This window comes from Microcella sp. (assembly GCF_051860105.1).
Lineage (GTDB): Bacteria > Actinomycetota > Actinomycetes > Actinomycetales > Microbacteriaceae > Microcella.
In genome coordinates this window covers 137,331-149,628 of the sequence record NZ_JBHYEO010000001.1, presented here as the reverse complement: position 1 = coordinate 149,628, position 12,298 = coordinate 137,331, and the positions used below count along the sequence as shown (strand labels likewise).

11 protein-coding genes are annotated in these 12,298 nt (G+C 71.4%); 8 read left to right on the top strand and 3 right to left on the bottom strand.

Annotated elements, in window-relative coordinates:
- Positions 1–31: 31 nt before the first annotated feature.
- The gene (locus ACTIE9_RS00780) at positions 32–724 is read right to left on the bottom strand and encodes a uracil-DNA glycosylase (protein WP_439563662.1); all 693 of its coding nucleotides are present in this window, start codon (positions 722–724) and stop codon (positions 32–34) included.
- A gap of 65 nt (positions 725–789) precedes the next feature.
- On the opposite strand from ACTIE9_RS00780, the gene ACTIE9_RS00775 reads away from it, so the two are divergent.
- Positions 790–2,283 (top strand): MFS transporter, encoded by a 1,494-nt coding sequence (locus tag ACTIE9_RS00775; RefSeq protein ID WP_439563661.1) that lies wholly within the window; start codon positions 790–792, stop codon positions 2,281–2,283.
- Between the two features lie 11 nt (positions 2,284–2,294).
- Here the strand turns inward: ACTIE9_RS00775 and ACTIE9_RS00770 are convergent, their stop codons facing one another.
- Positions 2,295–3,074, bottom strand: a complete 780-nt coding sequence (locus ACTIE9_RS00770) for an SDR family oxidoreductase (protein WP_439563660.1) — start codon at positions 3,072–3,074, stop codon at positions 2,295–2,297.
- A 42-nt stretch (positions 3,075–3,116) separates the two neighbouring features.
- Between ACTIE9_RS00770 and ACTIE9_RS00765 the strand changes: the two genes are divergently transcribed.
- The 7 genes from ACTIE9_RS00765 to ACTIE9_RS00735 all read left to right on the top strand — a co-directional run bounded on the left by ACTIE9_RS00765 (position 3,117) and on the right by ACTIE9_RS00735 (position 11,052).
- A complete protein-coding gene (locus ACTIE9_RS00765) occupies positions 3,117–4,235 on the top strand; it encodes an acyltransferase family protein (protein ID WP_439563659.1) in 1,119 nt (372 codons plus the stop codon).
- Positions 4,236–4,288: 53 nt separating this feature from the next.
- Positions 4,289–5,653 carry a bifunctional o-acetylhomoserine/o-acetylserine sulfhydrylase gene (locus ACTIE9_RS00760; RefSeq protein ID WP_439563658.1) on the top strand — a complete coding sequence of 455 codons (1,365 nt, stop codon included), beginning with the start codon at positions 4,289–4,291 and terminating at the stop codon, positions 5,651–5,653.
- A gap of 89 nt (positions 5,654–5,742) precedes the next feature.
- On the top strand, positions 5,743–6,942 hold the full coding sequence (gene metX / locus ACTIE9_RS00755) for a homoserine O-acetyltransferase MetX (protein WP_439563657.1): 1,200 nt from the start codon (positions 5,743–5,745) through the stop codon (positions 6,940–6,942).
- Between the two features lie 3 nt (positions 6,943–6,945).
- Positions 6,946–7,848 carry a hypothetical protein gene (locus ACTIE9_RS00750; RefSeq protein WP_439563656.1) on the top strand — a complete coding sequence of 301 codons (903 nt, stop codon included), beginning with the start codon at positions 6,946–6,948 and terminating at the stop codon, positions 7,846–7,848.
- 34 nt (positions 7,849–7,882) lie between these two features.
- Positions 7,883–9,046, top strand: coding sequence for a sensor histidine kinase (locus ACTIE9_RS00745; protein ID WP_439563655.1), 1,164 nt, complete (start codon positions 7,883–7,885; stop codon positions 9,044–9,046).
- Positions 9,043–10,299, top strand: a complete 1,257-nt coding sequence (locus ACTIE9_RS00740; protein ID WP_439563654.1) for a hypothetical protein — start codon at positions 9,043–9,045, stop codon at positions 10,297–10,299. The genes ACTIE9_RS00745 and ACTIE9_RS00740 overlap by 4 nt, the downstream gene beginning before the upstream one ends.
- Before the next feature lie 81 nt (positions 10,300–10,380).
- The gene (locus ACTIE9_RS00735; protein ID WP_439563653.1) at positions 10,381–11,052 is read left to right on the top strand and encodes a response regulator; all 672 of its coding nucleotides are present in this window, start codon (positions 10,381–10,383) and stop codon (positions 11,050–11,052) included.
- 25 nt (positions 11,053–11,077) lie between these two features.
- Here the strand turns inward: ACTIE9_RS00735 and ACTIE9_RS00730 are convergent, their stop codons facing one another.
- The gene (locus ACTIE9_RS00730) at positions 11,078–12,190 is read right to left on the bottom strand and encodes an MFS transporter (RefSeq protein ID WP_439563652.1); all 1,113 of its coding nucleotides are present in this window, start codon (positions 12,188–12,190) and stop codon (positions 11,078–11,080) included.
- Between the last annotated feature and the right edge of the window lie 108 nt (positions 12,191–12,298).

The following is a 12,298-nucleotide window of genomic DNA, read 5'->3' as shown; positions in this document are numbered from 1 at the left end:
CTTCTGCACGCCGTCTCGAGACGCGACCGCGTCAGTCTACTTTCGCGGGCCGCTCCGGTAGACGCCAGTCGATCGGCGCCGCGCCCTGGTCGCGCAGCAGAGCGTTGACCCGGCTGAACGGGCGCGATCCGAAGAAACCGCGACGGGCCGACAGCGGGCTGGGATGCGCGCTCGCGACGACGGGCGCTCCGCCCAGCAGCGGCGCCGCGCCCGCCGCATCCCGCCCCCACAGCACGGCGACGAGCGGGCCGCCGCGCGCGCCGAGCGCTGCGAGCGCGCAGGCCGTGATCTCCTCCCAGCCGCGCCCGCGGTGCGAGCCCGGGCGACCGGGCGCGACGGTCAGCACGCGGTTGAGCAGAAGCACGCCCTGGGCGCTCCACGCGCTCAGGTCGCCATGCTCGGCGGGCGCGATGCCGAGATCGTCGTGCAGCTCGCGGTAGACGTTGACGAGCGAGCGCGGCAGGGGCCGCACGGCGGCGTCGACCGCGAAGCTCAGGCCGATCGGGTGGCCGGGGGTGGGGTACGGGTCTTGCCCGACGATGACCACGCGCACCGCCGCGAGCGGGAGCGTGAAGGCGCGCAGCACCCGGTTCTCGGCGGGCAGGAACGGGGACCCCGCCGCGGTCTCGGCGCGCAGCCTCGCCATGAGTTCTTGGATGCGCTCGGCCTCGGGGGCGAGAGCCGTCGCCCAGTCGGAGGCGAGGCCCGCCAGCTCGTCGCTCATGCGTGCACGCTACCGGCCGCGCTGCGTGCCGCAGCGACGGCCCGCCCGCGCGCTAGCATCGCGGAATGACCGAGCCCGCGAGCGTCTCGTCCGCAGCCCCCTCCCCCCTGCATGGGAAGGCGGGCGCCATCACGATGGGCCTCGTCGGCTACCTGTTCTTCGTCGAGTTCGTCAGCGGCGTGCTGCAGGGCTACTACGTGCCGCTCATCAGCGATCTCGTCGAGTACCTCGGAATCCGCGACGCCGACTTCAACTGGTTCGAAGCCGCGCAACTGCTGCTGAGCGCGCTCGTCGTGCCCGTGCTCGCCAAGCTCGGCGACATGATCGGGCACAAGAAGGTGCTGCTGATCTCGACCGTGCTGACGGCGGGCGCCAGCTGGTGGCTCGTGTTCGCCGACTCGTTCTGGGTCTTCCTCGTCGCGTGGGCCCTGCAGGGCTTCTACGTCGTCTGGCTGCCGCTCGAGGTCGCCCTCATCTTCGACCGCGGTCGGCGCAGCGACACGGGCGCCTCGCAGACCCGTCGCGCCGCGGGCTACCTCGTCGTCGCCCTCGAAGCCGGCGCGATCGTCGGTGCTCTCGGGGGCGCCCGCGTCTTCGCGGCGTTCAACGAGAACGTCATGCTCACGCTCTCGATCCCGGCCATCGCGGTCACCGTGGCCTTCTTCGTCATCCTCTTCGGTGTGCCGGAGTCAACCCCGCAGCCGGGGCGCCGACTCGACACCATCGGGTTCATCCTGCTGACCATCGCGCTGCTCACCGTGACCTCGGGCCTCACGTTCCTGCGCATCAACGGCCCCGCCACCTGGTGGGTCTATGGGCTCATGGTGGTCGGCCTGCTGCTGCTCTACCCCTTCGGCCGGTGGGTGCTGAAGCACCCCGACCCGGCGATCGACCTGCGCGTGCTGCGGCAGCCGAGCATGTGGCCCGTGCAGCTGACGGCAGGCCTCGTCGGCATCAGCATCCTGGGCGCACAGGCCCCCTTGAGCACCTTCGCCGGCACCGACCCGGCCAACGGCTTCGGGCTCGGCCTCGACGCGGCCGAGCGCTCGTACATCATCGGCGCCTACCTCATCGCCATGATCATCGGCGCCCTGCTCTTCCCGCTCGTCTCGCGCCGGTTCACGCCGCGGTTCGCGCTCATCGCCGCCTCGATCACCGTCGGGCTCGGCTACCTCGCCTTCCTCGTCAACAACGCCACCGCGGTCGGGGTCACCCTCAACATGGTCGTCGCCGGCATCGGCTCGGGCGCCCTAGTGGCCGCCCTGCCGGCCGCCGCAGCCGCCGCGGCACCGCTGGGCCAGACGGGCATCGCCACCGGGCTCACCAACACCACCAAGACGATCGGCGGAGCGTTCGCGAGCGCGGTCTTCGCCGTCGTGCTCGTACTCGCGGCCGGCCAGGTGGTCACCGAGACGGCGTCGAGCCTGCTCGGCTACCTCATCGTGTTCGCGATCTGCGGCGGGTCTGCGCTCGTCGCCGCCGTCTCGCTCGTGTTCGTGCCGCGGCTCGCCTTCGGCGACGTCGCCGCCGACGACGCGGTGCCGGTCGCGCCGCAGTAGCGCGAGCGCGCTCAGTCCTCGCGCACCAGGAGAGGCTGGCGGATGAGCTTGTGCTGCGCGGCCTGCGCCACCGGGCGCACCGTCAGCTCGTCGATGTTGACGTGAGCGGGGGCCTCGATCGCGTGCACGACGAGCTCGGCGATGTCATGCGCCGTGAGGGGATGCTCGACCCCTGCGTAGAGGGCGTCGACCTTGCCCGCATCGCCGCCGAAGCGGTTGAGCGCGAACTCGTCGGTGCGCACCATGCCCGGCGCGACCTGCATCACGCGCAGCGGCTCGCCCGCCAGCTCGAGACGCAGAGCGTGCATCATGCCGCGCAACGCGAACTTGGCGGCGTTGTAGCCGCCGCCCGTCTCGTAGGCGATCTGGCCGGCCGTCGAGGTGATGGCCAGGATGTCGCCGACCCCGCGCTCGCGGGCTCCTGCGCGCAGGGCGGGCAGCAGAGCGCTGATGACCCGCTGCGCGCTCAGCACGTTGATGTCGAACATCCGCATCCAGTCGGCGGCGTCGGCCGACTCCACCGTGTCGGTGCCGAGCGCGCCGCCCGCGACGTTGACGATGGCGTGGATCGGACCGGTCGCCGCGATGTGCTCGCGCAGGGCATCCACCGCCGCCGCGTCGGTCAGATCGGCCACGACCGTCTCGCAGCCGGTCTCGGCGGCGAGCACCGCGAGCCGGTCAGCGCGGCGCGCGACGGCCACGACGCGCCAGCCGTGCTCGCGCAGCAGACGAGCGGTCGCCTCACCGATTCCTGAGCTGGCACCGGTCACGACTGCTGTCAAGGGGGTCATGCTCCCACGCTACCCGGCGCGAGGCCGAGCTAGCCTGGAGGGATGGGGGGAACGGTTTCGGCGCGCTCGCGCGTGCCGCTCTGGGATACGGCGCGCTTCGTCGCGATCGCCCTCGTCGTCACCGGGCACGCGATCCAGCGGCTGATCGCCGACTCGGATGCGGCGCTCGTGACCTACCTGTTCATCTACGCGTTCCACATGCCCCTCTTCGCACTCATCAGCGGGTACTTCTCGCGCCCGGGGCCGCCGAACGAGCGACGGATGCGGCGGGTGATCACCGACATCGTCATCCCCTACGTGATCTTCGAGACCATCTGGACGGCGGTGCAGGCGATCGTCGAAGGCAACTGGTCGGTCAACCCGACGCAGCCGTCGTGGACCCTCTGGTTCCTGCTCGCTCTCGGCATCTTCCGGCTCGTGCTGCCCTACCTCGCGCTCGTGCGCTGGCCGCTCGCCTGGGCGATCGCACTGTCGGTGGGTGTCGGCTACTTCAGCAACGTCGACTCGACCTTCTCGCTCTCGCGGGCCATCGGCATCCTGCCGTTCTTCGTGCTCGGCTGGAAGCTGCACGAGTGGGGGCTCGTCGACCGCTGGCGGCTCGCCGATCCCCCTGCCCGCCTCGTGCGGTCGATCGCGGTCGTCGTGCTCGCATCGTGGCTCGCCGTGCTCATCGTCTTCATCGACCTGTGGCGCGAGATCGACCTGCGCTTCTGGTTCTTCTATGACGACGCGTACCGCGATCTGGGGCAGGACGCCTGGTGGGCCGGGCTCGTGCGGCTCGCGCTCATCGCGCTCGCGGTGCTGCTCTCCGCCGCCGTGCTCGTGCTCGTGCCCCGGCGGCAGACGGCCGTGACCCCCCTCGGGCAGGCGACGATGTACGTGTACCTGCTGCACAGCTTCGTGCTCTACCCCCTCCGCGAGAGCGGCGTCGTGGGCGGCGATGACCGATCGGACTGGCCGTGGCTCGTCGGCCTCATCGCGCTCTCGTTGCTCATCACGATCGGGCTCGCCAGCCGGCCCGTGCGGCGGCTGTTCCGGCCCCTCGTCGAACCGCGGCCGCGCTGGCTGTTCCGGCCCGATCTCGAGACGCGCACGGGGCCCATGCGCGTCGCGCCCTCGCGCGTCGACCCCACCGGCTCTCGGCGCGACCGCGAGGGCTGAGCGGGCGAGCAGATTACGGCGTGTGTCGGCGGGCGTTGCCGCGCCGCGCGCGGGTGCGTACCGTTCGAGGCGTTCCACCGACCCACGAGGAGACCCCCATGACCGCCAGCTGGAAGTTCGAGACCCTGCAGATCCACGCGGGCGCGCAGCCCGACCCGGTCACCAATGCGCGAGCGACGCCCGTCTATCGCACCACGGCCTACACCTTCAACGACGCGCAGCACGCCAAGAACCTGTTCGCGCTCGCCGAGTTCGGCAACATCTACACGCGCATCCAGAACCCCACGCAAGACGTCGTCGAGCAGCGCATCGCCGCGCTCGAGGGCGGCACGGCGGCCCTGCTGCTGTCGTCGGGTCAGGCGGCGACGACCTACGCCGTGCTCAACATCGCGCAGTCGGGCGACCACATCGTGTCGTCGTCGTCGATCTACGGCGGCACCTACAACCTCTTCACCTACACGCTCGCGAAGCTCGGCATCGAGGTGACCTTCGTCGAGAACCAAGACGACGCCGCGGCGTGGGCCGCCGCCATCCGCCCCAACACGAAGCTGCTGTTCGGCGAGACGATCGGCAACCCCAAGGTCAACATCCTCGACATCTCGGCCGTCGCCGAGGTCGCGCACGCCCACGGCCTGCCGCTCATCGTCGACAACACGATCGCCACCCCCTATCTCGTGCGCCCGCTCGAGCACGGTGCCGACATTGTCGTGCACTCCGCCACCAAGTTCCTCGGCGGCCACGGCACGGTGCTCGGCGGCGTCATCGTCGATGGCGGAAAGTTCGCCTGGTCGCAGAACGTCGAGAAGTTCCCCGGGCTCACCGAGCCCGACCCCTCGTACCACGGGGCGAGCTACACGGGCGTGCTCGGCGACGGCATCGCGTACATCATCAAGGCGCGCGTGCAGCTGCTGCGCGACATCGGTGCGGCCATCTCGCCCGACAACGCCTGGCAGCTCATCCAGGGCATCGAGACGCTGAGTCTGCGCATCGAGCGCCACGTGCAGAACGCCGAGACCGTCGCGCGCTGGCTCGAGTCGCACCCCGACGTCGCGAGCGTCAGCTACTCGGGTCTGCCCTCGAGCCCCTGGTACGCGGCTGGCCAGAAGTACGCGCCGAAGGGCGTGGGCGCCGTGCTCTCGTTCGAGCTGAAGGGCGGCGTGGATGCTGGGCGCGCGCTCGTCGACTCCGTCGAGCTCTTCAGCCACGTCGCCAACATCGGTGACGTGCGCAGCCTCATCATCCACCCGGCCTCGACGACGCACTCTCAGCTGACGCCCGAGCAGCAGCTCACGAGCGGTGTCACGCCCGGCCTCGTGCGCCTCTCCGTCGGCCTCGAGAACATCGACGACATCATCGCCGACCTCGAGGCGGGCTTCACCGCCGCGCGCGCGGTCGTCGCGGCCAACGCGGCGGTCTAGCGCTCACCTCGTCGTGCGCCCCCGCCGTGCTGTGCCCCCAACAGCACGTGGCGGGGGCGCAGTCGCGTCTGCGAGAGAATGGGCGCAGCATGGACTGGCAGACGAGCGAAGACACGGTGCCCTCGGCGTTCATCACCGAGGCCAACCGGCGCTCGATGCTGGGCACTCCCCCAACGACGGGCGCCTGGCGAGAGGGCGATGCGCCGGGAGATCGACTGTTCCAGCCCGTCGGCTCGATCGCGCTCGAATCGGGATCCACGTTGCCGCACGCGCGGCTCGCCTACGAGACGTGGGGCACGCTGAACGATGCCCGCGACAACGCGGTGCTCGTCGTGCACGCCCTCACGGGCGACAGCCACGTCGTCGGGCGGCCCGGCCCGGGGCATCCCACCGCCGGGTGGTGGGGCGGCATCGTCGGCCCCGGTGCGGCGATCGACACCGGCCGCTGGTTCGTCATCGCCCCCAACATGCTCGGCGGCTGCCAGGGCTCGACGGGCCCCGCCTCGTTCGCTCCCGACGGCACCGAATGGGGCTCGCGGTTCCCCTACCTGACGATCCGCGACCAGGTCGCGGCGCAGGTCGCGCTCGCCGACGCCCTCGGCATCGATCGGTTCGCCGCCGTCATCGGCGGGTCGATGGGCGGCATGCACGCGCTCGAATGGGCGGTGCAGCATCCCCATCGCGTCGACCGGCTCGCGGTGCTCGCCGCGCCCGCCGTCTCGAGCGCCGACCAGATCGCGCTCAATTCGGTGCAGCTCGAGGCGATCCGGATGGATCCGCTGTTCCGCGACGGCGACTACTACGACGAGCCCGAAGGGCCGTACCGCGGCCTCGCGCTCGCTCGGCGCATGGCGCTGCTCAACTACCGCTCGCCGAGCGAGCTCAACGAGCGCTTCGAACGGTCGTGGCAGGGCGTGCTCGACCCGCTCGGTCGAGGCGGGCGCTTCGCCGTGGAGAGCTACCTCGACTTCCACGGCAACAAGTTCACCCGCCGATTCGACGCGAACAGCTACGTGACGCTCGTCGAGGCCATGAACTCGCACGACATCACGCGCGGCCGCGGCACGCTCGCCGAGGCGCTCAGCGCCGTGACCGCCCGCACTCTCGTGCTCGGAATCGACAGCGACCGGCTGTTCCCCGTCGAGCAGCAGCAGGCGCTCGCCGCGCACCTCCCCTCCACCATCCACGGGCCCGAGGCCGTCGTCATCTCGTCGCCTTTCGGGCACGACGCCTTCCTCATCGAAGACGAGCTGGTGGGGCCGCACCTCGCGGCGCTGCTCGCCGACTGAGCCGTGACTCGAGGGCTGCGCACCCGGCTCGTGACGGTGGTCGCGCTCACCCTCGCGCTGACGGCGACCGGATGCTCCGCCGAGGCTCCCGGCACGCCTCACTCCCCCCTCTCCGCACCCGCGAGCGCCGCCGACGTCACCGTCGTCGCCGACGTGTACCGCTCGCGCATCGACCCGGCGCGCGGCGGCATCCAGCTCGCGGTGCGCAACGACGGCGCCGCACCGCTCACGATCGTGCGCGCTGTGCTCGACTCCCCCGCGCTCGCCGCCCCGATCGAGCGCGACCATGAGAGCGAGATCGGCCCCGGTCAGACACGCGACCTCGCGATGACGCTCACGGCCGCGGCGTGCCCGGCAGTGAGCACCGACCCTCCCGGTGCGGTGCTCACCGTCGTGCTCGCCGACGGCAGCACAGCCGACCTGCGGGTTCCGACGACCGATCGGCTGGGTCAGTGGGCCGACTGGATCGCCGCCGAGTGCCTCACCGCGGCCGTGGCCGAACGGGCGACGATCGCCGTGCGCCACGACCCGTCGAGAGACGACGGCGCCCTCATCGGGCTGCGGCTCGAGGTCGAGACGCTCGAACCCGGGCTCGAGCTGGAGGCCCTGAACGGCACCGTGCTGTTCTCGCTCGTCGAACCGGCGAGCGGTGCGCGGGTGACGAGCGCGACGCTCTCGGGCACCGGACCGACGAGGGCTGCGACAGACGGGCCGGTCGCGCTGAGCATCCCGCTGCTCCTGACCCCCGCGCGGTGCGATACGCACGCGCTCGCCGATGACAAGCAGGGCACGCTGTTCCGGCTCGACGTGCAGCTCGACGGCGAGCCGGGCACCGTGACGATCGCCGCTGATCCGGCCACCCGCGCCGCGCTGTACGACGCGTTCGGGCGCGCGTGCGGCCTCTGAGGTTGTGCGCCTGTCGGGTGACAGACTGAGCGGCATGGACCTGATCGAGAAGGAGCGGCGTCGGCTGCTCCAATCGGCGGCCCGTGCGTTCGGGCTCAGCGGCGTCGTGCTCGCGGCCTTCTGCCTCTCGCTGCCCGGCATCGTCGACCCCGACCTGCTCCCTTCCGTGCTGATCCTGCTCGCCGGTCAGGCCGGAGCGCTGATCATGGTGGGCCGCAGCGGCCACATCGGCTGGGTGGCCCTCACGATCGTGCTGGGCTGCGGCGCCCTCGCCCTCGCGCAGCTGCCGTGGGGCCAGTCGACCTCGCTCGCGCTCTCGACCTCGCTCGCGCCGCTCGGTGCGGCAGGGCTCGGAGCAGTCGGCATGGTGCTGAGCGAGGGCACCGGACGCTGGGTGCTGTGGGCCGGGGGCACACTCACCAGCAGCCTGCTGGTCGCCACCGCCGGCCCCACGAGCGGACTCGTGTCGACCTCCGCGATCGCGACGCTCGCGGGCTGGGTCATCACGCTCATCATCGGCCTCTGGGTGACCGTCGGGGTGCAGCGCGCCGTGCAGCGCATCGAGAACATCGGCCGGGCCCATCACCTCGAGAGGCAGGCGAGCGAGACCGAGGCGCAGCGCCGCCAGAGCGCGCGCCTGCTGCACGACACCGTGCTCGCCACCTTGACGCTGCTCGCCCACTCGGGCGTGGGCGTGAGCGCTGACGCCCTGCGGCAGCAGGCCGCCGAAGACGCGCGGCTGCTGCGCCAGCTGCGCCTCGGCTCGACCCCCATGCCCCAGTTCTCCGGCACCTACAGCCTCGAGCCGGTGGCCGAGACCCCGCTCGGCACGACGCTCGAGTCGGTCAAGCAGCGGTTCTTGCGCATGGGCCTCTCGGTGCGCTGGCACGGCAGCGGGCAGGTGCTGCTGCCGAGCGATGTGCTCGACGCCTTCCTGCTCGCCCTCGCCGAGTGCCTCGAGAACGTGCGGCGCCACGCTGGAGTCGACGAGGCCGACGTCACGATCACCCAGGGCGACGACGTGCTGCGCGCCGTCGTCACCGACGCGGGTGTCGGGTTCGATCCGACCGCGGTCGCGGCCGAGCGCCTCGGCTTCACCGAGTCGATCGTGGCCCGCCTGCGCGACGTGGGCGGCAACGCGAGAGTGTTCTCGACGCCCGGTGCCGGAACCACCGTCATTCTCGAGGTGCCGCGATGACGGGCCGATACACCCCGCCGGAGGAGAGCACGCTCGGCGGTCTCGTGCGACCAGCCGGCGCGCGATCGTCGACGCGGCGCGGCAGCCCCACCTCGACCCACGCCTCTGCCCTCGGCTCGGGATTCCTCGGCATCGGCGTCGCCATCATCGCGGCGCTGCAGTCGATGCTCGGCATCTCGCTCTTCCTCTCGCGCATCGACGCCTACCCGTCGGTGCTGCCGGTCGCCGGCGCGTGGCTGCTGCTCATGGTGACCTTCCTCGGCCTCACCATCACCATCTCCGCCAGCGGCGAACGCCTGCCCGATTGGCTCTACGCCGTCTTCCTCGCCGCGCTCGCCGCCGTCGTATGGCTCGACTTCGTCGCCATCGCCCCGCTCGGCGACATCGGGCGCAACGCCACGGCCTCCGTCTCGGCCGGTTTCGTGCTGCTCGTCATCGTCACGCTGCGCTCGCGGTGGGAGGTGCTGCTGGCGACGGCCGTGCTCGGCGTCGCCTTCGTCGTCGCGATCCTCGTCTCCACGCCGCTCACCCCCGTGACGATCCCCTCGCAGGTGGTGACGGTGGCGCTCGCAGTCGGGCCGGGCATCACGGGCGTGCTGCTGGTCAGCGGCTTCGAGCGGATGCTCAAGCGCGAGCTCGACCGCGTGCTCGTGCAGTCGACGGTCACCGCGCCGCGTCTCGCCGTCGGCATGCTCGCGAGCGAAGAGCTCGCCCGCCTCGACCTCGACGCCGAAGAACTGCTCGAGGCGGTGGCGACGGGGGGCGCGCCGCTCCCGCTGCCGCCTGCGTTCTCATCGCGCGCATCCACCCTCGCCACCGAGCTGCGCCTGCATCTCATCGAGGGCCGGCGGGAGACCTGGCTGTTCCACGCGATCAGCGAGTCGGAGCACCTGGGCCGCCGCGTGACCGTGAGCGACCCCGGCACACTCGCGGGCCTGCTCGACGACGTGCAGCGCGACTCTCTGCTCGCGGCGCTGTGGCTGCTGGCGGCGGACCCGGCCGGAGCATCCCCCACCCGCACGGTGACGGTCGCCCTCGGACCGCTTGATCCGAACAGAGCGGCGGCGGGCGGGCGCCTCGTCGTGCCCGTGCGCATCGAGGTCACCGGTCTGCGACGCAATCGCGTCGACTCCGGTGTGTGGGAGGCCCTCGACCGGGTCGGGCGATACAGTGACAGCACCGTGAGCGGCACCGTCGTGATCGTGCTCGACTGCAGCGTCGACAACCCTGTCGATGCTGCTCGACCGCAATGAGCGACCAGCACTGAACGATCAGCACTGAACGATCAGCACTGAACCGCACAGCACAGCAGCGAGAGAGCAGGAGTGACCGCGATGGCGCAAGGATCGCCCATTCGACTGGCCCTGGTCGATGACCACCGGATGCTGCTCGGAGCACTCACCGAGTGGATCCGCCAGGCGGCCGACGACATCGAGATGGTCGCCGCGGTCGCGGCCTGGCCCGACCTCCTCTCGCACCCCGCCTTCCCCGTCGACGTCGTGCTGCTCGATCTCGATCTGAAAGACAACATCCCCGTCTCGCTCAAGATCCAGACCCTCAAGTCGATGAACGTGCGGGTCGTGCTCATGAGCACCTACAGCGAGCCCAACGTCGTGCGCGAGGCGCTCAACGCGGGCGCGCTCGGCTACCTCGTGAAGAGCGAGGATGCGGGCATGATCGTCGAGGCCATCCGCGCCGCGCGCGCGGGAGAGTCGTTCATCTCGGCCGAGCTCGACCTGGCGCTCAATGCCGCCGACATCGGGGGCTCTCCGCGTCTGAGTGCGCAGGAGCGCCGTGTGATGGCTCTGTACGGGGCAGGTGAGCCCGTCAAGACGGTCGCCTACCAGCTGGGCATCTCGGAGGAGACGGCGAAGAGCTACCTCAAGCGCATCCGCGAGAAGTACCGCATCGCGGGAATCGACGTGGGCACGAAGGTCGCGCTGCGCAAGCAGGCCATCTCCGATGGCATCCTCGTGGATGCTCCCGGCGGCGGCGGCGGGCTCTAGACCCGCCCTGCCCGACCGTCAGGCCTCACCTGACGAGCGTCGCGCGGCGCTCGAGCGCGACGCTCACGAGCGCCAGCAGCACGCCACCGACGGCGAGCAGCAGGCCGACCGGGGTCGTGCCCGCGAGGCCGAGGAGGGCGAGCGAGCCGATCAGGCCGGCGAAGCCCAGGAACATCGCGCGCGCCGTGCCCGCGTCGGCGAGGCGCCCGCCGATGATGTTGCCGATCGTGAGGCCGATGCCCGTGCTCGCGAGCACCCAGGGCACGGCACCGCCCGGCTTTCCCGCCGACTCGGTCACCATGGGCGCGATGTAGCTGTAGACGGCGAAGAAGCCGCCGAACCCGATCGCGCCCACCGCCACGGCGACCCACACCTGCAGGCTTCCGAAGGCGGCGAGCTCGCCGCGCACCGTCGAGTTCGCATCACCGGGCTGCCAGGGCACGAGGATGCGCACGGCGATGAACGTGGCCGCGAACAGGGCGGCCACGACGAGGTAGGCGGCGCGCCAGCCGGCGGCCTGCCCGATGGCGGTGATGAGGGGTACGCCGATGACGGTCGCGACCGTGAGGCCGCTGAGCACGAGGGCGACCCCCTGACCGCGCTTGCCCGGCCCCATGAGGCTCGCGGCGACGAGCGCCGCCACCCCGAAGTAGGCCCCGTGCGGCAGATCCGCCATGAAGCGCGCGGCGATGACGAGCTCGAACGTCGGCAGGGTGGCCGAGGCGATGGTGCCGAGCGTGAAGGCAGCCGCGAGCCAGAGCAGCAGGCGCCGACGCGGCACGCGGCCCGCGAACGCCGCGATTGTCGGCGCGCCCACGACGACGCCGAGGGCGTAGGCCGTGATGACCCAGCCCGACTGCCCGATCGCCTCTTCGGTGTTCGCCGCGTAGAGGCCGGGTAGCAGGTCGCGCGCGATCTCGGGCAGCAGGCCCATCGCCACGAACTCGGTCGAGCCGATGCCGAACCCGCCGAGCGCCAGGGCGAGCAGGGCCGCGTAGACGCGGCCGCGGCTCAGCGGGCGACGTTCGGCGCCGCCGTGGGCGCGGCGGTGCGCCTCGTCGTGCTCGTGCTGCGCCCGCGCGTACGCCGCGGCGGTCGCCTCGTCGATGATCGGAACGCTGGCGGTCGAGACGCTCACGGCTACTCCTGAGTTGCAGAGGGGGTTGAGCCGCGGGTCTTCGCGGGCAGGTTCATGCTCAGGCTATCGAATCGATTCGATGCCAGCGAGACGCAGCGACACTGCACC

Excerpts from the sequence above, each read along its gene's own strand:
- ACTIE9_RS00780 (WP_439563662.1), bottom strand. The coding sequence starts at position 724 with ATGAGCGACGAGCTGGCGGGCCTCGCCTCCGACTGGGCGACGGCTCTC.
- ACTIE9_RS00775 (WP_439563661.1), top strand. The coding sequence starts at position 790 with ATGACCGAGCCCGCGAGCGTCTCGTCCGCAGCCCCCTCCCCCCTGCAT.
- ACTIE9_RS00770 (WP_439563660.1), bottom strand. The coding sequence starts at position 3,074 with ATGACCCCCTTGACAGCAGTCGTGACCGGTGCCAGCTCAGGAATCGGT.
- ACTIE9_RS00765 (WP_439563659.1), top strand. The coding sequence starts at position 3,117 with ATGGGGGGAACGGTTTCGGCGCGCTCGCGCGTGCCGCTCTGGGATACG.
- metX (WP_439563657.1), top strand. The coding sequence starts at position 5,743 with ATGGACTGGCAGACGAGCGAAGACACGGTGCCCTCGGCGTTCATCACC.
- ACTIE9_RS00745 (WP_439563655.1), top strand. The coding sequence starts at position 7,883 with ATGGACCTGATCGAGAAGGAGCGGCGTCGGCTGCTCCAATCGGCGGCC.
- ACTIE9_RS00740 (WP_439563654.1), top strand. The coding sequence starts at position 9,043 with ATGACGGGCCGATACACCCCGCCGGAGGAGAGCACGCTCGGCGGTCTC.
- ACTIE9_RS00735 (WP_439563653.1), top strand. The coding sequence starts at position 10,381 with ATGGCGCAAGGATCGCCCATTCGACTGGCCCTGGTCGATGACCACCGG.